Annotated in this window: 18 protein-coding genes; 13 read left to right on the top strand and 5 right to left on the bottom strand. The window is 43.2% G+C overall.

The window, feature by feature from the left end; all coding sequences use genetic code 11:
- Window positions 1-130 precede the first annotated feature (130 nt).
- A complete protein-coding gene (locus tag O3603_RS09230; RefSeq protein ID WP_009434399.1) occupies window positions 131-1102 on the bottom strand; it encodes a phosphatase PAP2 family protein in 972 nt (323 codons plus the stop codon).
- An 81-nt stretch (window positions 1103-1183) separates the two neighbouring features.
- The gene (locus O3603_RS09225) at window positions 1184-2173 is read right to left on the bottom strand and encodes an NAD-dependent epimerase/dehydratase family protein (RefSeq protein WP_371522383.1); all 990 of its coding nucleotides are present in this window, start codon (window positions 2171-2173) and stop codon (window positions 1184-1186) included.
- 84 nt (window positions 2174-2257) lie between these two features.
- Here O3603_RS09225 and rnr point away from each other — a divergent pair, with 84 nt between their 5' ends.
- The 3 genes from rnr to O3603_RS09210 all read left to right on the top strand — a co-directional run bounded on the left by rnr (window position 2258) and on the right by O3603_RS09210 (window position 6749).
- Entirely contained in the window at window positions 2258-4537 is a 2280-nt protein-coding gene (gene rnr / locus O3603_RS09220) for a ribonuclease R (protein ID WP_371522381.1), read from the top strand.
- Window positions 4538-4900: 363 nt separating this feature from the next.
- A complete protein-coding gene (locus tag O3603_RS09215) occupies window positions 4901-5716 on the top strand; it encodes a hypothetical protein (RefSeq protein WP_371522379.1) in 816 nt (271 codons plus the stop codon).
- Window positions 5717-5747: 31 nt separating this feature from the next.
- A complete protein-coding gene (locus O3603_RS09210) occupies window positions 5748-6749 on the top strand; it encodes a cysteine protease (protein WP_371522377.1) in 1002 nt (333 codons plus the stop codon).
- Window positions 6750-6924: 175 nt separating this feature from the next.
- On the opposite strand, the gene O3603_RS09205 is transcribed toward O3603_RS09210, so the two are convergent.
- From O3603_RS09205 to O3603_RS09195, 3 genes are all read right to left on the bottom strand, one after another.
- The gene (locus O3603_RS09205; protein WP_009434333.1) at window positions 6925-7473 is read right to left on the bottom strand and encodes an RNA methyltransferase; all 549 of its coding nucleotides are present in this window, start codon (window positions 7471-7473) and stop codon (window positions 6925-6927) included.
- Window positions 7474-7890, bottom strand: coding sequence for a SufE family protein (locus O3603_RS09200; protein WP_371522375.1), 417 nt, complete (start codon window positions 7888-7890; stop codon window positions 7474-7476).
- A gap of 167 nt (window positions 7891-8057) precedes the next feature.
- Complete coding sequence (locus tag O3603_RS09195; protein ID WP_371522373.1) at window positions 8058-9311, bottom strand: peptidase U32 family protein; 1254 nt, start codon at window positions 9309-9311, stop codon at window positions 8058-8060.
- 302 nt (window positions 9312-9613) lie between these two features.
- Between O3603_RS09195 and miaB the strand changes: the two genes are divergently transcribed.
- The 10 genes from miaB to O3603_RS09145 form a co-directional block, all read left to right on the top strand.
- Complete coding sequence (gene miaB / locus O3603_RS09190) at window positions 9614-10942, top strand: tRNA (N6-isopentenyl adenosine(37)-C2)-methylthiotransferase MiaB (protein WP_287315340.1); 1329 nt, start codon at window positions 9614-9616, stop codon at window positions 10940-10942.
- Between the two features lie 33 nt (window positions 10943-10975).
- The gene (locus O3603_RS09185; protein ID WP_371522371.1) at window positions 10976-12835 is read left to right on the top strand and encodes an ABC transporter ATP-binding protein; all 1860 of its coding nucleotides are present in this window, start codon (window positions 10976-10978) and stop codon (window positions 12833-12835) included.
- 301 nt (window positions 12836-13136) lie between these two features.
- Window positions 13137-13664, top strand: coding sequence for a hypothetical protein (locus O3603_RS09180; RefSeq protein WP_371522369.1), 528 nt, complete (start codon window positions 13137-13139; stop codon window positions 13662-13664).
- 204 nt (window positions 13665-13868) lie between these two features.
- The gene (locus O3603_RS09175) at window positions 13869-14258 is read left to right on the top strand and encodes a hypothetical protein (protein ID WP_371522367.1); all 390 of its coding nucleotides are present in this window, start codon (window positions 13869-13871) and stop codon (window positions 14256-14258) included.
- 3 nt (window positions 14259-14261) lie between these two features.
- Window positions 14262-16160: a 2-oxoacid:acceptor oxidoreductase subunit alpha gene (locus O3603_RS09170; protein ID WP_371522365.1), complete on the top strand. Its 1899-nt coding sequence runs from the start codon at window positions 14262-14264 to the stop codon at window positions 16158-16160.
- Between the two features lie 38 nt (window positions 16161-16198).
- Window positions 16199-17206 (top strand): 2-oxoacid:ferredoxin oxidoreductase subunit beta, encoded by a 1008-nt coding sequence (locus O3603_RS09165; RefSeq protein WP_009434398.1) that lies wholly within the window; start codon window positions 16199-16201, stop codon window positions 17204-17206.
- A gap of 78 nt (window positions 17207-17284) precedes the next feature.
- Window positions 17285-18118: a LytTR family DNA-binding domain-containing protein gene (locus tag O3603_RS09160; RefSeq protein WP_371522362.1), complete on the top strand. Its 834-nt coding sequence runs from the start codon at window positions 17285-17287 to the stop codon at window positions 18116-18118.
- 726 nt (window positions 18119-18844) lie between these two features.
- Window positions 18845-19495: a hypothetical protein gene (locus O3603_RS09155; protein ID WP_371522360.1), complete on the top strand. Its 651-nt coding sequence runs from the start codon at window positions 18845-18847 to the stop codon at window positions 19493-19495.
- 174 nt (window positions 19496-19669) lie between these two features.
- Window positions 19670-20419 carry a LemA family protein gene (locus O3603_RS09150; protein WP_004383119.1) on the top strand — a complete coding sequence of 250 codons (750 nt, stop codon included), beginning with the start codon at window positions 19670-19672 and terminating at the stop codon, window positions 20417-20419.
- Between the two features lie 9 nt (window positions 20420-20428).
- Window positions 20429-22101 (top strand): MAG1210 family protein (locus O3603_RS09145; protein WP_371522358.1); only part of this gene is annotated, 1673 nt, incomplete at its 3' end.

Genomic DNA, 22101 nt, shown 5'->3' with positions numbered 1-22101 from the left:
TGATGTGAGAAGAGCCTTTCTTCATATCAACGAAAGGCTTTCTTTAATTTGAAGAAAGCCTCTCATAGTTCGCTCCCGTTAGGCACTCCTCCCCTTGGGGGAGGTTGGGAGGGGTTTAAGTCAAGCGTCTTTACTCCTTTGTAATCATGTTACGTGAAAGTCTCATGAGGATGGCGAAGATGATACAAGCAGTGATGAAGCCAGCGATGGCATCGATGAGATAGTGTGCTTGAATATATACAGTTGCACAACAAAGGAGGATGTAGAATGGTGCAAGAACAGCCAAGAGACGATAGTTGCGATCGTGCCATAAGAGCAACATACACACTGTGCTCACGCCAACATGCGAACTCGGGAACGCAGCCGTTGGTCTTTCGCCTGCCGCCTTAGCGTCTTCAACGAGGTGATAGAATATGCCGTCAGTATAACCAGGGCTTGGTAAGCACTCTTGATGATGGTTGAAATAATCGTGCAAGTTGGGGAATACGCCCGCAGCAGCTTGTTGTAAGCCTATCGCCTTATAGTAGAATGTAGGACCAACGACTGGTAGGAAGATGAAGATAACATAATAGATAAAGAACGAAGAGAGAATGACGAAGGCTGCACGATTGAACTCCTTGTAATGCCAACCGAAGTAGTAAACGGCGGTTGCAGCTATCATTGGATAATAAGCAGCGTATCCCATGTCGAATAACTCACTGAAGATGTGCCCTGGAAGAGCCTTTGCAAAGAGCAAAGCAGGCTGACATCCGAAGAGAGATTGCTCCCATGTAGCTGCTAAATGGTCAAGGTTTGGGAGGTGGCGGTTGATCTCGTAAGTATCAGGATACCACCATGCGAGTAATGCCATTTGCACTCCTACACGTGTGAAGCGTGTTAGTCGACAGGGTGCAATGCGATAAACAAGCCACATAACAGCCGTGAGAGCAACGATGCGGATGCGCCCGTAGATCATAGCTTGTGGGTTATTGATACTCGTGTACATGAAGAATGTGATGATAAGTGTCAATACCAAGTAAGCCATTACCACCCATTCGTATGCCATAAGACCCTTAACAGGTTTCTTCTCTAGCTTAAATAAGTTTGTTATGAATCGTTTCATTGTTTGTTGTTATTGGTTTTATTAGCCCCATTAGGCTTATTAGCCCAATAGGGCTTATTAGCCTAATAATAATTAGCTAATCTATAGCCAACCCTCTTTCTTATACCAATCAATTGTCTCCTTCACCCCTCTCTTGAGGTCATACTTCGGTTGATAGCCCAGTTCGTCGATAGCTGGTTGGATGTTACAACGCCAGTTTCGCTGTTTAAGAATCTGATACTTATCATTGTTAAGAGCCGATATTTTACCCGTGATATGCCCTATTAGGTCGCCAAAGAAGGTCACAATGCGCAGCAACCAGATAGGAGCAGTAATGCGAATCCACCATGGTTTGCCCAGTTCCTCATGTATCAAGTCGCTGAAAGTGGTGCTTTGATAAACCTTACCATCGCTTAGGAAGTATGCACATCCAGCCTTCCCGTGCTCAAGCGATAGGAAGACAGCCTGCACAACATCCCTTACATAGACGAAGGTGATGTCCTGTTGCTTGTAACCAACAGCAAAGTCGGAATGCCCCTTGATACTCTTTGCCATCAAGAAGTAATCCTTCTCTCTCGGACCATATACCCCTGTTGGGCGCAGGATAATATAAGGAAAGTCGTCGGGGAGCATTGCTTCGGCCTTTAACTTGCTTTGTCCGTATGCCGTGTTAGGCTTTGGAGTGTCCGTAGGTTCAATCTCCTTGTAAGGTTGTTGTTCTCTGATAGCTCCAAAGATACTAAGACTTGAAATGAAGACAAAGCGTTTCAGTGCTGGTTGAGTAGCCTGAAGTGCCTTCACGAGATTGCTTGTTCCATCCGTATTGATGCGGAAGAAGTCTGTTTTATGCAAACACTTCGTCACACCAGCAGCGTGAACAACGTAGTCGAAGGCGTGCCCTGCAAGCTGTTCTGTCAATTTATCGACAGAAGAAAAGTCTAGTTCTATGAAATGAATGCGCTCATCTCTTAAATACTCTCTCGATGACGAGCGACGCACGGCGGCCCAGGTTTCATATCCTTGACGTATTGCCTCTTCTACTATAAATGACCCAATGAAGCCTGAAGCACCTGTTATTAATATCTTATTCATCGAAAATATCTTAGCAAACGTTTGCAAAGATACAAACTTTTTCGTTACTTTGTCGAATATATAAACATACTAATTCCATTATTTATGACGAAAGATAAGAAAGGTGGAAAGCGATTAACTAAGAAGCAACTAGCCGAACAGTTGACTTCTTTCTTTCAGTCGCAACCTAACGAAACATATAGTTTTAAAGAGATATTCCGTGCTTTGAAGTTAAAGACACATCCGGCTAAGATGTTAGCAATTGATGTGATGGAAGAGATGGCATGGGACGACTTTCTTGCAAAGGTAGGCGATAGTGCCTATACTCTCAATACAAAGGGACAGGTGCAAGAAGGTACTTTCATTCGCAAAGCTAATGGAAAGAATACCTTTCAACCAGACGATGGTGGCACTCCTGTATTCGTCTCCGAACGTAATTCAATGGCTGCTTTAAATGGCGATCATGTCAAAGTGCAGTACATGGCAAGACGCCAGAATCATATTAAGGAGGCAATGGTCATTGAAATATTGCAGCGCAAGAAAGACACCTTCGTGGGCAAGTTACGAGTGGAGAAGGACATTGCCTTCCTTGTAACTCTGGAGAATCTCTTTATCCATGACATACTAATTCCTAAGAAGAAGTTGCGTGGTGGAACCACAGGTGACCGTGCTTTGGTGAAGATAACACAATGGCCTGACGCAAACCACAAGAACCTTATGGGCGAGGTAGTCGATGTCTTGGGTGCAGCTGGTGATAATGACGTTGAGATGAACACCATTCTTGCACAATACGGATTGCCTTATAAGTATCCTAAACGTGTCGAGGATGCTGCCGAAAAGATAAGTGCTGAGATTACAGAGCAGGACTTTAAGGAGCGAGAAGACTTCCGTGACGTGTGGACTTGTACGATAGATCCAAAGGATGCAAAGGACTTTGATGATGCTCTCTCTATCCGAAGACTAGAGAAGGAAGGGCTTTGGGAAGTTGGTGTACATATAGCAGATGTATCGCATTATGTCAAAGAAGGCGACATAATTGACCGTGAGGCACAGCAGAGAGCGACCTCTGTTTACCTTGTGGATCGCACTATACCAATGCTTCCAGAGCGTCTTTGCAATTTCATTTGTTCGTTGCGTCCCAATGAGGAGAAGCTCGCCTTCAGTTGTATCTTCAATCTTGATAATGACGCAAATGTAAAGGCTTACCGCATTGTACACACTGTTATCAAGTCTAATAGGCGTTACGCTTATGAAGAGGCACAGCAATTACTGGAAGATAATGGTGTTGTTGATGGTACAGGAGAGCCTGCCCCAAAGCCAGGGAAGGATGGTTATAAGGGCGAATATGCCGAAGAAATCATAACACTAGACCGCTTGGCAAAACTTCTTAGAGCACGTCGTTTCAAGGGCGGAAGCGTTAAGTTCGATTCAGAAGAGCTCCATTTCGATGTAGATAACACTGGTAAGCCGCTCCGTTGTTACTTCAAACGATCGAAAGATGCCAACAAGTTGATAGAAGAATTTATGCTCCTTGCTAATAAAACAGTAGCGGAAAGCATTGGAAAGACCGTTAAAGGCAAGAAAGCAAAGACTCTCCCTTATCGAGTTCACGATAATCCAGACCCTCAGAAGTTTGAGAATCTGCGTGAATTCAGCGCTAAGTTCGGTTATAAACTTAAGTCTTCGAGTACGAAGGGGGCTACAGCTCGTGCGTTGAACAAGCTCATGGATGAGGTACAAGGTACTCGCGAAGAGAAGGTGATACAAACGATTGCTCTGCGATCGATGATGAAAGCGAAGTATACAACGCATAACATTGGGCACTTCGGACTAGCTTTTGATTACTACACACACTTTACTTCGCCTATTCGTCGCTATCCCGACACCATGGTGCATCGCTTGATAACACGTTACCAGAATGGTGGTCGTTCTGCAAACAAGGATCACTATGAAGAGTTGTGTGAGCATTGTTCGGATATGGAGTTGGTTGCACAGAATGCAGAACGCGACTCCATCAAGTATAAGATGGTTGAGTTTATGGGCGAACACATCGGTGAGTGTTACGATGCACATATATCAGGTATCCAGAGCTTCGGTATCTATGCAGAGATAGATGAGAACCATTGCGAGGGTATGATACCAATGCGTGACCTTGATGATGACTATTACGACTTCGATGAAAAGAACTATTGTCTAGTAGGGCGACGCCGTCATCACGTTTATCAACTGGGTGATCCTATCCGCATAAAGGTGGCTAAAGCGAACCTAGAACGCAAACAGCTCGACTTCACACTAGATGATGGTCGACCTGTGAAGACGCCCCAACAACCTGTAAAGGAGCAACCAAAAGATAGGAAGAAGAAGGAAAGAAGGCGGAGAAGATAAGGCTTTCTCTAATTCAAAATGCATAATTCACAATTCAAAATTGAGATTACTTCGAGTTGAAGAGTACACGAGTTGACGTGTAGACAAGTTGTTAGGTAGAGTTGACAAGTACACGAGTTAACGGGTAGACAAGTTGTTAGTTCTATTGGATGTGGCTTCTCTTGGATGAGAAAACACCTATCCTAACTAGCTCCCATTAGGCACTCCTCCCCTTAGGGGAGGCTGGGTGGGGAGTCCAGACGAGGGCGTCTGTCCCTACATCGTGGGGTTACTTTCAATTTAAGAAGAGCTTAACAATGGTAAGCATAATGATGGATTTTGAATGATGAATTATGAATTAAGACTGAAAAATGATTCTATTTTATGTGTAACAAACGACTATTTCTACTCTTACTCGGCGTTTTCTTTGTTCTAATAGTGCATGCGCAAGAGCAGAGATACACTCGTTTAAAGGGTTATTATCGTGTTTATCAGGCGACAAATAGCATGCTCTCTTATTTTGTAGATGGCATGATGGAGTTTTATATACCCATATCTGACTCCATAGCAGGCAACTCTGACAATAAAAAGAAGTCGCCCTTTATTGATAGAAAGTTCCTTGGTGAGCGTCGTCGAAAGGCTCCGAAAGCCAATGGAGACGATACCTTTGTGCGGATGTCACTGCCAAATCTAGAGCGACAAACGCTTATTGAGAGTATAAACAGCGAAGAGTATTCAACGAGGAACAATGGAGATGTGTATCGATGGGCGGATAAGTGCGGTAAAATAACGCATGACAAACAGAAGATTAAAGGGCAGACAGAATTGCTGACAACTATCGAGATGGATGAGTTAGTGGGGCAACCTAACCATGAAATAGACATGAGTCAGTTGCGTATGTATGGTATCGTTGCTCGTATGACACAATTTGATGAGAGCGAAACTTACCTTTCTAATTATGCTCTTAACGCCTTTCAAAAGCATCAAACCTTCTTTGCTCGTTATCGAGGAGAGGATGTTGACGATCGTATTGATGTATGGAGTGAGTTCTATGTATCGGATAGAATGACGATAACAGAGGCTGAACTCAAACAGATAAAGAAGGAGAAAAACCATGTATGGACGTTCTCTATTCCCGCTTCTGTCCCTCCTTTAGATAAGGAAGTAGTTGCTGCTTGGGAAAAGATGATAGAATACTAAGGCTTCAGACTACCAATAATTGAAATGTAAAATGAGGAAAATTCTTTATTTATTCATGCTTCCCTTGCTTATTGTTAGTTGTTCACAAGGGACAAAAAAACGTAGTTTTCCAAAGGAGAAGTTCACCATTGACCTCTTACTTCCTACTTCCCCCGTGAAGAATCAAGGCTCTAGTTCACTTTGTTGGGTCTATGCTATGCTTGCAACTATTGAGACTGAGCATATCATACAAGGTGATTCTGTCAACCTAAGTGCCGATTATGTGGCTCGAATGTACCTATATGAGCAGGCTAGAAAACGCCAATTTCTACCGAAGAGAGTGGCTCGTTTAGAGCGACCTATCACCACTCGCGGTATGAGTACAATGACACTTGACCTCATCAAAGATTATGGTTTACAGCATTATGATGCCTATCATAGTGAGCCAGATATGGACTATAATGTCCTTTGTAGGCGTCTTGATCGTTCGAAGAAGGTTGATGAACTCTTGGATAAGAGCATCGGAACTTTGCCTAAACAGGTCTTTATGTTTGGTGTGCGATACACTCCTTACGAGTTTGCACGCAGCGTTTGTATGCCAGATGAGTACACAGCGGTAACGAGTTTCCTACATCATCCATTACATGAGAGTTTCCCTTTAGAAGTTCCAGATAATTATTTCCACGATACCTTCCTAAATATTCCAGCAAAAGACATCATCTCCTGCATCGTAAATAGCCTGAAGAAAGGGCATCCCGTGTGCTGGGAAGGTGACGTCTCAGAGCCCTTCTTCTCCTTTGAACATGGATATGCAGTGTTGGATGATGAGGCTCGGCAATGGACAGAAAAGGACAGACAGGAAGCGTTTGAGCACTTTCAAACAACTGACGACCATTGTATGGAGATTGTTGGAATAGCCCATGACCAGTATGGTAAACGCTTCTTTCTTTGCAAAAATAGCTGGGGTACGAAAAATCCTTACCATGGTTTTATGTTCTTGAGCGAGTCTTATGTCTATATGAAGACTATTGCCTTGGTGGGAATTAGCCTATAGTTATCTACTCCGAAAAGCTTCTTTATCATGGAGAAAACTTTTCCTTGAAATTAAAAATAGATTAAAAAGCAGATGAAAATAATCTAATAATAGAATAAAAATAAACTAAAAACAAAAACAAACGACGCTTATCAGTATTATTGATGAGCGTCGTTTGTTGGATAGATGAGGCTTATTACTTAGTAAAGAGTTGCTTTGCAAACTCCCAGATAACGATTCCTGCGGTCACACTAACATTCAGAGAGTGCTTCGTTCCGAACTGTGGTATCTCCAAGCAAGCATCACTCATGTCTACAACAGATTGTTTTACGCCCTTCACCTCATTGCCCATGATGATGGCATAATGGCTGTTGTTTGTAGTCGATTCAGCATTGAGATTGAGCGTATGGAGCTTTGTTGAATGTTCAACCTGCTCTACACTATAAACGAAAACACCCTTCTTATGCAAATCTTCAACGGCATCTTCTGTCCGTTCAAAGTATTTCCAATCAACCGAATCTTCACCTCCTAAAGCCGTCTTATGTATCTCGGCATTAGGAGGAGTAGCCGTTATACCACATAGATAGATGGCTTCTATACGAAAGGCATCGGCTGAACGGAATACACTTCCTACATTATATAATGACCGCACATCGTCCAGAACGACGATGAGAGGCAACTTCTCGGCTTCTTTAAACTCCTCAATGGAGAGCCGACTCATCTCTATTGTACGTAACTTGCGCATTTATTTCATACTAAAAGCAACCGCATAGGCTTTGATCTTAGTAACCATTGACAGCAAACCATTGCTTCTTGTAGGTGAAAGATGCTGTCTCAAGCCTATCTTATCAATGAAGTATAGGTCGGAATCTATAATCTCTTGTGCGGTATGCTGACTTAGAACGCGAATCAAAAGAGCGATAATACCTTTCGTGATAAGCGCATCTGAATCAGCTGTAAACACCAGTTTGCCATCGACATTATCGCATTGGAGCCATACACGACTTTGACATCCGTCTATGAGATTCTGCTCGTTTTTATACTGTTCAGCCAATGGCTCAAGGTCATTACCTAGGTCGATCAACATCTGATACTTGTCCATCCAATCGGAGAAGTCGCTGAACTCTTCTATTACAGCATCTTGCGCTTCGTTTATTGTCATAGTTTCTTTTATTTAAAGGAGTGGTAGGAGTGAAGGAGAAAAGGGGAGTTAAGACAAGTGTAAAACGGCTTGATGTGTTTCAATCTACTATACCAAGAATCGGTATTGTTGCCTTGTATATCCTTAACGTACCATCAAGAACATTTGTCTTAACGCCCTTTCATTCCTTAATTCTTGGCACTCTTGATTAGTTTAAACAGCTTATCATTCGGTCTTACCTTATCTGGTACGGGGATAGAAACACGCCATCCTTGCTCTGCAACATCCACTGGTTTGAGGTCATAACGTATCTCTTCAGCATTGAGGAACATAGCTCCAGTGGTGTTACCAGTGATGAGTAGCTTGTCACCCTTTGCGAAGGTGTTGGCTTCAACGGCTATTTCTGCAACGCCAAGACGCGAGAAGTACTTCATCACCTTACCGATGAGAACCTTCTTTTCAGTTGCTTTGTTACCATATTCCTTGGTCCATTCTCCCATCTTCTGACCCTGATAGTAGCCATCCCAGAAACTGCGATTGAAGACGGTAGATAAGCGTTCATCCCACTTGTCTTTCTTCTCTTCTGTGAAGGTTCCATCCAATACGCTCTGTATTGCCTCTCGATAACAAGTGACCACAGTGTGTACATATTCGGGTCCACGAGCACGACCTTCTATCTTGAAGACACGTACTCCTGCATCCATCATCTTATCAATGAATCGAACGCTCTTAAGGTCTTTTGGACTCATTATATACTTATTGTCTATCTCCAACTGATTGCCAGTCTCGTTATCAGTCACAGTATAACTACGACGGCAAATCTGCACACATTCGCCACGATTAGCCGATCTGTTGGCATCGTGAAGACTCATATAACACTTGCCAGAGATAGCCATGCAGAAGGCTCCATGACAGAACATCTCTATGCGAATAGGCTGTCCTTTAGGACCACAGATGTTCTGTTTTATAATCTGTTCGTGTATCTCCTTTACCTGATCCATGTTCAGTTCGCGTGCTAAAACGGCTACATCTGCAAACTGCGCATAGAACTTTAAGGCATCAATATTTGATATATTCAATTGGGTGGAGAGGTGGACTTCAACGCCAACTTGCCTACAGTACATCATTACAGCTACATCGCTTGCTATGACAGCAGTGATATTTGCATCCTTAGCAGCGTCTATAATCTCGTGCATCGTTGTAATGTCTTCACCATAGATAACTGTGTTTACCGTTAGATAAGTCTTGATGTTCTGTGCGTTGCAAGTCTCTGCTATCTCCTTAAGGTCGTCTATTGTGAAGTGATTAGCAGAGTGGGAACGCATGTTCAACTTACCTATTCCGAAGTAAACAGAGTTTGCTCCAGCATGTATAGCAGCCGCTAATGACTCACGAGAGCCAACGGGTGCCATTATTTCAAAGTCGTTTATATTCTTATCCATTTATGTTTATTATCTTGAATGGGTGCTATCAGTTAGTAAGGAGTTTGTTTCCTTTTATGTTATACCTCGCTAAGGTGTTATGTAGATACTGATGAGCAACTCCTTATAAAGTAATCTCTTTTGCTGAGAATAATCACTTTGCAAAGGTACAGAAAATATCCGATAAAGGGCGTAAAGGACTTTGTAACTTTTGTAAAAAGCCTATCCTCGTCCGTTCTAAAGGTCAAATAGTCAGGCTGTTCTTCGACTATCTGCAATCTTTTTAGTATCTTTGCAAGCTGATTTTTATCGGTTAGAAAGGTATGAAAAAACTATATATTGAGACGTACGGATGCCAGATGAACGTGGCAGACTCTGAAGTGGTTGCCTCTGTAATGAAGATGGCTGGGTACGATGTATGCGATAATGAAGATGAAGCAGACGCTATCTTCTTGAACACATGCTCGGTTCGTGAGAATGCAGAAAACAAGATTTATCATCGCTTGGACACCTTACATGCAGAGCAGAAGAAGGGTCGCAAGCTCATTCTGGGTGTATTGGGATGTATGGCAGAACGCGTTAGGGACGATCTTATTCAGAACCATTTTGCTAACTTAGTATGCGGTCCTGATTCTTATCTGAACCTCCCCGACATGATTGCGCAATGCGAGAATGGGAACAACGCATTAGATATTGAACTATCAACAACAGAGACTTATCGAGACGTAATACCGCAACGCTTCGGTGGAAACCGTGTATCGGGATTTGTTAGCATCATGCGTGGTTGCAATAATTTCTGTCACTATTGTATCGTTCCATTTACGCGTGGTAGAGAGCGTTCTCGTGATGTGGATAGTATCTTGAAGGAGGTTAAGGACTTGCATGATAAGGGCTTTAAGGAGGTGACGCTATTGGGTCAGAACGTTAATTCCTATGGTCTTTTGCCAAACGGGAAACGCCCCGAAAATGGCACATCATTCGCAGAACTCTTGCGTAAAGTGGCTCAAAGTGTGCCAGACATGCGCGTTCGCTTCACTACTTCTAACCCAGAGGATATGACCGTAGATATTATCGAGGCGGTAGCGTCGGAACCGAATCTCTGCAATCATATACACTTCCCTGCACAGAGTGGAAGCAATAAAGTCTTGAGGTTAATGAACCGTAAGTACACTCGTGAAGACTACTTAAGTAAGATAGAGGCAATACGTCGTCTCATTCCTGATTGTGGGTTAACAACAGATATATTCATCGGTTATCACGATGAAACAGAGGCTGATTATCAAGAGACCTTGTCGTTAATGCGTGAGGTTGGATTCGACTCCGCTTTCATGTTCAAATACTCTGAACGCCCAGGAACATACGCTGCTAAGCACCTTCCTGACAATGTTTCAGAGGATGAGAAGATTCGTCGTTTGAATGAATTGATACGCCTTCAGACCGAAATCTCTGCTGAACAGAACAAGAAGGATGAGGGGAAAGAGTTTGAAATCCTCATCGAACGCTTTGGAAAACGAAGTCGTGAGCAACTTATGGGACGCACTCCTCAAAACAAAGCAGTCGTTATTGCACGTGGTAATCATCACATCGGTGAGTTCGTTCGAGTACGTATAACAGGCTCAACTAGTGCCACTTTATTTGGTGAAGAAGTGTAAAATTAGAAAATGGGATAAGCTGACAAAACACTTATGAGAGAGTTTCTACACGTATTACGGAGGTTCGTTCCACCTTATAAGAAGTATCTTTTCTTGTCGATAATATTCAACATCTTATCGGCAATACTCAATATCTTTTCCTTTGCAACACTGATTCCTTTGCTCCAAATATTGTTTAAGGTGGATGCAGGAACAGGTGCAACGCATTACATGTCATGGGATGCTGGGTCAATAAAGGAGGTTTTATCCAATAATGCCGATTACTATACACAGATCTTTATAACCAGTGTTGGACCAACGACAACATTGTTAATTATAGGTCTGATACTCGCTTTCATGACTTTCTTAAAGACGGGTGCTTACTTCTTATCATCGGCTTCTATCATTCCAATTCGTACAGGAGTTGTACGTGACATACGTAATCAGCTCTATCAGAAGATAACCTCTCTTTCACTTGGCTTCTTTAGTGAGGAACGTAAGGGAGACATAATCGCAAGGATGAGTGGAGACGTGCAGGAGATAGACAACTCCATCATGTCTTCTATCGACATGTTGTTTAAGAACCCTGTTCTTATCGTCATTTACTTTACCACCTTATTAATAATATCCTGGCAGTTAACGCTCTTCACTCTTCTTTTTGTTCCTATCTTCGGATGGTTCATGGGCTTTGTTGGACGTAAACTAAAGCAGAATAGCATTACAGCACAGGGTCTTTGGAGTGATACCATGAGCCAGGTTGAAGAGACTCTGGGCGGTTTAAGGGTCATCAAAGCCTTTTGTGCCGAAGCACTTATGAATGAACGCTTCAACAAAGTGAATACTTCTTACCGCAACGACATCATGCGTGTGAACATTCGTCAGCAACTGGCGCACCCGATGAGTGAGTTCTTAGGAACGGTGATGATTGTTGTTGTACTCTGGTTTGGTGGTACTTTGGTACTCGGGCAGTACCCAATTATCAGCGGACCAACCTTTATTTACTATCTTGTCATCCTTTATAGCATCCTTAATCCACTAAAGGAATTCTCCCGTGCAGGCTATAATATCCCTAAAGGACTTGCTTCCATGGAACGCGTGGATAAGATTCTTAAAGCGGAGGTAGACATCAAGGACTGTGAAAAACCAGTACATCTCAAATCATTCGAGCATGAGATTGAGTTCCGAAATGTTAGCTTTGCTTATACAGATGAGAAGGATAAAGACGGCAATCCTGTCTTACATTGGGTATTGAAGGACATCAACTTGGTGATTCCAAAGGGCAAGACCATAGCCTTGGTGGGGCAGAGTGGTAGCGGAAAGTCCACTCTCTTAGACCTTATACCACGTTATTACGATGTTCAGAAAGGTGAGATTCTCATTGACGGAATCAACGTGAAGGATTTAGGAGTGCATGACTTGCGCCAGTTGATAGGTAATGTAAACCAAGAGGCAATCCTCTTCAACGATAGTTTTAAGAACAACATCTCCTTCGGAGTGACTGCTTCTGATGAGGCAATAGAGGATGCTGCGAAGATAGCTAACGCCCATGACTTCATCATGCACAGTGAGAAAGGTTACGATACAAACATCGGTGATCGTGGAGGAAGGCTCTCGGGTGGTCAGCGCCAACGTGTGAGTATAGCGCGCGCTATACTCAAGAATCCTCCAATTCTTATCCTCGATGAGGCTACGTCGGCGTTGGATACAGAGAGCGAACGCCTTGTCCAAGATGCTCTCTATAAGTTGATGCGAACGAGAACGACCATTGCTGTGGCGCACCGACTATCTACTATCAAGAATTCTGATGAGATATGTGTGATGCACGAGGGCGAGATTGTAGAGCGAGGAACGCATGACGAACTGATGGAGATGAATGGTTATTATAAGAAGTTGCATGATATGCAAGAGATATAAAAAGCCCCCTCTCCAAGGCTCATTGTCGAATGGATGGGGGAGTGAATAGTATTATTTACAAATGAAGGGGGCGTTTCTTTGATGTGAGAAGGGCGTCTCCTTGCTATGAAGAGAGGCTTTCCTTCAATGGAGGAAAGCCTCTCTTTCTTTTTAGCCTCTTGATTGCTACTAATGAAGATATGTGTTTTTAAAAAATACCTAACATGAGTTTCAAGTAAAAGAAATAATATCTATATTTGCAAACAATACCAATATCTAAAATAGATAACTAATTTTTATATACATTTAAACAGCTTGGCTTATGAGAAAAACAATTCTTTTAATGCTTGTACTATTGGCTACTTGCGTAAGTGTTAGTCGTGCTCAAACGAGTAAGTATAATGTGACTTTCGCCACAGATTTGGGCTTGGGTGGTAAGTCATATAAGATCGTAACCCCTCATATCTCTGCCACTTATGATATTACAAAGAGGCTTTCTGCGGGCTTGAGAGTCGAAGAAGCCGTTACTTTAATGAAGTCTCAAGGGATTAAGACACACGATTTACTCACTACCTTTGGTGGGCAAGTAGGATATGATATAGGTAAGATTTCTATTGCATTTGGTAATGTATTTAGTCTGCTCGTACAGCCTCGAGTAAGCGTAGGGCATACTATCGGCGGTGGACATAACCGCGGCTACATGTATTATCAAGGTGGAATTTACGTTAGGAAAAGTAGCGGTAGCATTCGTTCAGAGCTTGGTTTAGGCGTTAGATACAATGACTATCGTAGCGACCTAAACAAAGATAAGGCAGTGTTCTACGTCTCTTACGGATTCGTTCTGAAGTAAGCTCGATTTAAAGTAAGTAAATCTTAGGGTTGACATAACTTCCTGTAGGGGAATTTGTCAGCCCTATGTACTATGGAAACTCAATCTAGTAGCGATGTTCGTAAATAATGTGTTTTTCTTTGAAAAACATTTTGTTTTCTCGATAATATTTCGCACTTTTGCCCTTAGATATACTAACGTAAACAGAAAGAGCAACTAAAAACCATGTTAGATAAGGAGAACAAGCGCCGCACGGTGGTCTTACTTCTAATGGTATTATCCGTGTTGAACGTCTTTGCGCAACAGTCAAGTCGAGGAAAGGATACGCCTACTTCGACAACTGGCCGCTTATCCCCTGGCTCGGAATATAAGCTTATCTTTAATGATGAATTTAATCAGCCAGATGGCACGTTGCCTGATATTCAATACAAGAAAGAGCCAGATAATCCAGAACAATGGCCTTTTGACAAGTCCGATTTCTATCTGATACTTAACCAATCAGTGGGTGACGGTTCTTGGGCAAAGCCCGTTGATACTACTCATACATACCAAATGGAGATAGATTGGATACGTGTTTACCAAAGAGATAAAACTAACATAAACAAAAGGAAATAATCTATGGAAGAACAAATCGAAGTCAAAGAGCTTGATAATGTGGTCGTTCACTTCTCTGGGGATTCGGGGGATGGAATGCAGTTAGCCGGTAACATCTTCACAACAATATCCGCAACTGTGGGTAATGGAGTGTCTACGTTCCCTGATTATCCAGCTGATATCCGTGCCCCGCAAGGCTCGCTAACGGGTGTGAGTGGCTTTCAGGTGCATGTTGGTGCAGGCAAGGTATATACACCGGGAGACCGTTGTGATGTGCTCGTAGCCATGAATGCAGCAGCACTGAAGATGCAGTACAGGCATTGCAAACCGAATGGAACCATCATTATTGATACCGATTCCTTTGGTGCGAAAGACCTCCAAAAGGCAGAGTTCCGCAGTGATGACTATCTAGGTGAGATGGGTATCGACCCCGATAGAGTGGTTGCTTGCCCTATAACAAAGATGGTGAAGGAGTGTCTGGCTGATACGGGCATGGATAATAAGTCCATGTTAAAGTGCCGCAATATGTTTGCTTTGGGACTTGTCTGCTGGCTTTTCAATCGTGATTTGAGCTTAGTAGATAGTTTCCTAGAGGCTAAGTTCAAGAAGAAACCAGCTGTTGCCGAAGCCAATAAACGTGTTGTAAGAGCTGGATATGACTATGGTCACAACGTACATGCGTCCGTTCCGAACACTTACCGCATAGAGTCTAAGGTGAAGGAAGCGGGTCGCTATATGGATATCACGGGTAACAAGGCGACTGCCTACGGCTTGATGGCAGCAGCAGAGAAGGCTGGCTTGCGTTTGTTCTTGGGTTCTTACCCTATCACTCCAGCAACAGATATCCTCCACGAATTGGCTAAACACAAGTCAATGGGCGTTACAACGGTGCAATGCGAAGACGAGATTGCAGGTTGTGCATCGGCTATCGGTGCCGCTTTCGCTGGTGCTTTGGCTGCTACCTCAACCTCTGGTCCGGGTATCTGTCTAAAGAGTGAGGCAATAAATCTAGCCCTTATTGATGAGCTACCATTGGTAATCATTGATGTACAGCGTGGTGGTCCGTCTACTGGTTTACCAACTAAGAGTGAGCAGACCGACCTCTTGCAGGTGCTTTATGGGCGTAACGGCGAAAGCCCAATGCCTGTTATTGCAGCCACAAGTCCCACTGATTGCTTCGATGCAGCGTATCACGCATGTAAGATAGCATTGGAACACATGACGCCAGTAGTGCTCTTGACCGATGCATTCATTGCTAACGGCTCTTCTGCGTGGAAGTTACCTAACATCGAAGAGTTGCCCGAGATTCATCCACATTATGCTACAGAAGAACAGAAGTATAAGTACACTCCTTACAAGCGTGACCCAGAGACGCTCGCACGTTACTGGGCGATACCAGGCACAGAGGGCTACACACACATCCTAGGAGGATTGGAGAAGGATGGAGAAACGGGTAGTATCTCAACCGATCCAGAGAATCATGACAAGATGGATAGGCTTCGTTGGGATAAAGTGGCACGTATTCCTGTACCCGACTTACAGGTGTTTGGTGATGAGAAAGACGCTGACTTGCTCATAGTAGGCTTTGGTAGTAGCTATGGTCACTTGTATTCTGCAATGGAAGAGTTGCGTCGTAAGGGTAATAAGGTAGCCTTGGCACAATTCAAGTACATCAATCCTCTGCCAAAGAATACGGCAGAAATACTGGGAAGATACAAGAAGGTGGTGGTTGCCGAACAGAACCTTGGTCAGTTAGCAGCCCTTCTACGTATTCGTATCAACCATTTCGCTCCTTATCAGTACAACCAAGTAAAGGGACAGCCTTTCGTTGTTACGGAATTAGTTGCAACATTTGAGAAACTCCTTAAGGCTCCATTACCAAAGGAAGAGAGTGGTACGTTCTATACAAAGATATTGCAGTAAGACCCCTAAACATAACTTCTTTAAATTCTAAACAGATTATGAACCAATATACAGCACAAGACTTTAAGAAGGGACAACCACGCTGGTGCCCCGGATGTGGCGACCACTTCTTCCTTGCCAGCTTGCAGAAAGCAATGGCAGAACTAGGTGTTCCACCTTATGAAACTGCTGTTATCAGTGGTATCGGGTGCTCAAGTCGATTACCCTATTACGCTAATACCTACGCCATGCAGACCATTCACGGTCGTGCCGCAGCCATCTCTACGGGTGCAAAGGTAACCAATCCCAATCTTACCATTTGGCAGGTATCGGGCGATGGTGACGCTCTTGCCATCGGTGGTAACCACTTCATCCATGCCATGCGACGCAATATCGACTTGAATATGATTCTGTTGAACAACCGCATCTATGGTCTCACGAAGGGGCAATACTCCCCAACTAGTCCTCGCGGGTTCGTCTCTAAGTCGAGTCCCTTTGGTACAACGGAAGATCCGTTCCGCCCTGCTGAACTCTGTTTCGGTGCTCGCGGCAACTTCTTCGCACGTAGCGTTGCCAGCGATAACAATGAGACAATAGCCATACTCAAGGCTGCTTACCAGCATAAGGGGGCTGCCGTGTGCGAGATTCTGCAGAATTGTGTGATCTTCAACGATGGTTGTCACAACTCAGTCTACACCTCTCAAGGTCGTAAAGAGAATGCTATCTACGTTAAGCATGGCGAACCTTTGATCTTTGGAGCTAATAAGGAGTATGGACTCATGCAAGAGGGATTCGGCTTGAAGGTAGTTAAGATTGGCGAGAATGGCGTTACGCAAGATGATATCCTCGTACATGATGCCCACTGCCAAGACAATACTCTACAGCTGAAGTTGGCTATGATGAGTAATGAAGATGGTTTCCCAATAGCCCTCGGAGTGATTCGTGATGTTGAAGCACCTACTTACGACGCTGCAGTGAACCAGCAGATAGAAGAGGTGAAGGCGCAGAAGCATTATCACACGTTCATGGAAATGTTGGAAACCAACGATATATGGGAAGTAAAGTGATGTGAATCTCATTTATAGCACTTGTGTTTGTAATAGAAAATGTGTATCTTTGCGCTTAGGTTAATAATACGTTGAGCCATGCACAGATTCACAGAATTCCTACATAGCAAGTGCCCCTTGCAAGCTAATGTCAGTTCTTTACGCTCATTGTTAGCGTTAGGGACTGGCATTTTTATACTCCTTTATCTCTTCCAACCATTTGGTATTAGCAACTATTCTGGCAGTATCTTTCTGATGTGTTTGGGCGTAGGCATACTCTCGTCATGCGTTCAAGGACTCTGTTCATTGCTTTTCTTGGGCATACCAAGGCGTAAAAAAGGATTCGTTACCAATGGTGATGTGCTGATATATTCGGTTGCAATCGAACTAGCCATGGCGCTTTCCATGACCATTTACGCCTCATTCTGCTTTGAGGTACCGCTCTCGTGGCAACTCTTCTTAGTCTTTTTCTACTGGACTTTCCTAATTTGGTTACTCGTGACAGGTATCTCCACGCTGATAAGTTACAACCGAATGTTGCACAACAGACTTGAGGAAGTGAAGGTTAAGACCAATGAGGAGCAGGTAGGAATTATGATTACATTACATGACCAGAATCTGCGTGGCGAGGACCTATCGTTGCCTATAAACAATCTCTTGTATATCGAAGCGCAGAAGAATAACGCATTAGTGTGCTACGTGGCGGGCGACAAGATAGAACGTAGGGAACTTCGCACCACATTGACCGCCTTGAAAGCCGACCTGCCGTATGATAATATCTTTCAATGCCATCGTTCCTTCCTCGTAAACATCAATAATATAGAGTCGGCAAAGGGTAATTCCAATGGTTATCTCTTGCGCTTTAAGGTGTGTCGCGATACGATTCCTGTGTCCCGCACCTTTGTTCCTAGTTTGCGAAAATACCTTAGTTAAAACCGCACCTAACCTTATTTAAAGCCCTTTCTGATAACCTTTCCAAGCCCTTCTCATAGTAGGAATGTCCCTAACAGAAGTGAGTTTGGATAGGCAAATCATTGTGTTTTTGTCAGTGCCTAACGCCATTTCTTCCTGTCGTTAGGCTATGCTTGAGGCACTCTTACCTATGTAATGATGCTCGGAATAGCGTGCTTGCGAATGCTAATTCCTATGAGTTGCGTTACAAACTAAGGGACGTTTCATCTTTTTGACCTATGCCTTCTGTTAGTTTCACCATGGTGAAATTTTTGTTTCATCGTGATGAGACACTCGTTTCATCATGATGAAATCTATGTCTCTTCATGATGAAACTGAAAAAAGGTAGCTACAAAAGAGATGAAAGTGAGGTTGGAAAGGGATGTAATGTATATGCAAAAGAGATGGACGGGAGGTTGGAAAGTGAGCTTTAGGATAGGTAAAAGCATTGCAGAAAAGCTGTATTGAGCTTGTAAATCATAGTATTGGATGTTCTTTAACATTTTTACCTTCGTCGTTCTTTCTGTTATACATAACTTCGCACGGATTGAAAAGCGATTAGTCATTAGTCCCAAAAACTAGTATTTCAGCTGAGCACATAGTTATACAGCCCATAACTTGGTCGTCTGTCCCCAATATTTGGAGCTTGCTAAAAGGCTTACTACATTTGCAGCAGACAATATGTTTCACCTTTTAAAATTAGGACTTATGAGAACTTTAATTTCAAAACTCGTCGTTATCGTTGCCCTTATGTGCGCAACTAGTGTTTACGCAGCTGATGTTCAGCCTATGGAAAAGGCTTTGAGCAATACACTAAGTAAAGTAAATGCAGAAAATGCAGAGTCTATTGTCGTTGGTATGGATGCTTTGGATCGACTGGCGAAACAGTATCCTAACGAATGGTTACCGCTTTATTACAAGACTCTCTTTGCTCTTCAGTATGCTGTCCACTTCCCACAAGACAGTCATTCGGGCTTATTCCTTGAGTCAGCAAAGCCTGATTTGGAGGCGTTACAAGCACTCTGTCCGACTGATCGTGTAGCCCGTTCGGAGGCATTAGTGCTTAAAGGACTCTATTACACGGCACTCATTGTACAGAATCCTATGGTGAATGGCAAGTCATATTATATGGATGCAATCATCAATTACAAGTCAGCTATTGGTGTAAATCCTGATAATCCACGTGCACATTTGCTCCTCTACATCTTCTTTGATAACATGAGTAAGATTACTGGGCAACCTAGTATGAACGAACCAAAGGAATTGACAACCATCAAGCAACTCTATGCTAGTGAGCAACCACAGGGCTTGTTGCCTTCATGGGGGAAGGAATTGATGAACCTTTGTGGAATAAAGTAGCGCACACACATACATCTATCACTGCAGGGGAGTAATCCCTGGTAGTGATAGATGTCATTAATAAGCATGCTTCCATTGAAATATAAGGTAAGTATGTTTGCTTATTTACTAGAAAACCATTACCTTTGAGACCTAAATAAATCATTTCTATAAGAAACAACTAATACTTAGCTTATGGCAAATTTACTAGATGAAGTGACGGGACCTGTTAATGAGTCAGGTCGTGACGTACATGTAATTGACAAGCAACTGGCAGTGACTGTTGGTACAGGATCAACCCTATTTCAGATTGCTCTGTGGGTGGTAATACCCGTATTGGTGCTCCTGTTTGTAGCGATAATGGGTAGTACGATGGAGAATCCGTTGTTAGTAGCAGTTGTCGGTTGTCTTGTTGGAATCCTTCCTGGTGTAATCTTTATCTTTATGAAGATATCGGCTCGTAACTATTTCCAACAATTAGAGCAGCGTATTCAGGCTGAGGCATCAAATATCGACAACTATCTAGAACAACGTGTGCAGATTCTTCAGAACGTTGTAGGACTTGTTGAGCGTGCTATCGACTTAGATAAAGATGTGATGAAAGCCGTTGCTGCTCTACGTGGTGGTAGTGTCAATGAGACAAATCGTAACGAGGTGAGTGCGCAAGTAGGTTCTGCCTTAGGTCGCTTGTTCCCACAGGTTGAAGCTTATCCAGAGTTGAAAGCACATAGTGCCATCGCTGATGCTATGCAGCAGAACAATTATCTTCAGCGTGAAATCACAGCTGCCCGCACCGTATATAATAGTAGGGTGACCCAATGGAACACTGATATATTCTCATGGCCAACGAAGATGATTGTTGCAGCTCAGCAGGGCTACACTACTCGTATACCATTCACCGCATCGGCTGAAATACGTGAAGCTGCAAGAAGTAAGTTCTTCTAAGGATAAAAGATGGTTGAAGATATTTACGATCCACTCGATGAGTACATCAATGTCTTTCGTGACAAGTTCAAGAAGGTTAGTGAAGAAACCTTTGAGGAGTTGGCTCGTGAGGCTGCTATTGATGTAGAAGCTAATCGAGAGACGTGCCGAAAGGTCTATGATAATGAGGCAGTCTTGGCAGAAGTAAAGAATCGGATTACATGGTGGACGGTTCTTTGTGTTGTGCTATGGTTGCTCGTGATTGGCGGAGCATTGGTCATCTTGGCACAACATGAGAACTGGCCAATAGAGAATCTTTTAATAGCTGGTGCCGTGTCAGTACTCTCGCTTGTCTTTTTGTTGATGAAGGTACACCCGAGGTTGTCTGATCTAAAGCGTGAACGGAATAACATTTCGGCGATACTTTCCCGTTTGAAGGAAGAGGCGTGGAGCCAGATGGCACCACTGAATAGGCTCTATGACTGGGATGTTCTGACGAGAATGATGTCGAAGACTGTGCCTAGACTGGAGTTCGATCCTTATTTTACGACCCAACGTCTAGCCGATTTACGCAAGAGTTATGGTTGGGATGATTCCTTCAATGCAGAGCGTTCTGTTGTTTATTCCCATTCTGGACTAATCAATGGAAACCCCTTTGTTATCTGTCGAACACGTAAGATGGAGATGGGAACAAAGACTTACTATGGCTCAAAGACGATTTATTGGACAGAGACGGTGACGGATGGAAATGGTAATAGGCGGACGGTGCAACGTTCGGAAACCTTACATGCTAGTGTGACGGCACCTTATCCAGAGTATTTCGAACGAACAAGGCTCATTTATGGTAATACTGCTGCGCCTGACTTAGTGTTCTATCGCAAACCAAATGGCTTGGCAGGAAAAGAAGGATCGCTACGTTTTAAATGGGATAAGTATCGCTTACATCGTAAAGCACGTAACTTGAAAGATGGCGACTTTGCAATGCTAACGAATGAGGAGTTTGAAGTTGCCTTCAATACAAGTAATCGAAATAATAATCAGCAATATGCTTTACTCTTCACACCATTGGCTCAACAGAGTATGATGAAGCTATTGCAGGATGAGGAAACAGCCTTCGGTGATGATTTCGACTTTAACAAAGCTAAGATGATTAACGTCATTATGGCGCGTCACATGCAGGACTTAAACCTCGATTTGAACCCTAGGCAGTATCAAGGATTCGATTATGATAAGGCACAAGAGGATTTTCATAGAATCAATGCAATCTATTTCCGTGCTATATACTTTGCTTTCGCTCCCTTACTTTGTGTGCCTATGTATCAACAGATACGTCCGCAGTCAGCAATTTATGGTCAAGACATGCAACAGAAGAGTTCGTTCTGGGAGCATGAGGCATTAGCTAATTTCTGGGGGCAAGATCATTTCAAACATCCCGATTGTGTTACAAATTGCATCTTAAAGACAGAAGAGAAACAGCAAGGGGATGGCAGTACGCTATTGACAGTGACGGCTTATGGTTACCGAAGTGTGCGTCGCCTTACTTATATTAGTAAATATGGTGGCGATGGTAGGTATCATAATGTACCCGTGGAATGGGATGAATACCTACCTGTAACAGGTAATGGGCGTATTCTCATGCGCGAAGATAATACACAAGAAGAAGCAAATATTTCTCAGAAGCAACGTTTAAATCATATTGGAGA

This window comes from Prevotella sp. 20925_1_30 (assembly GCF_041433025.1).
Lineage (GTDB): Bacteria > Bacteroidota > Bacteroidia > Bacteroidales > Bacteroidaceae > Prevotella > Prevotella vespertina.
Note: the sequence above shows the minus strand (reverse complement) of the source record. Positions and strands in the feature narration are given on the sequence as shown.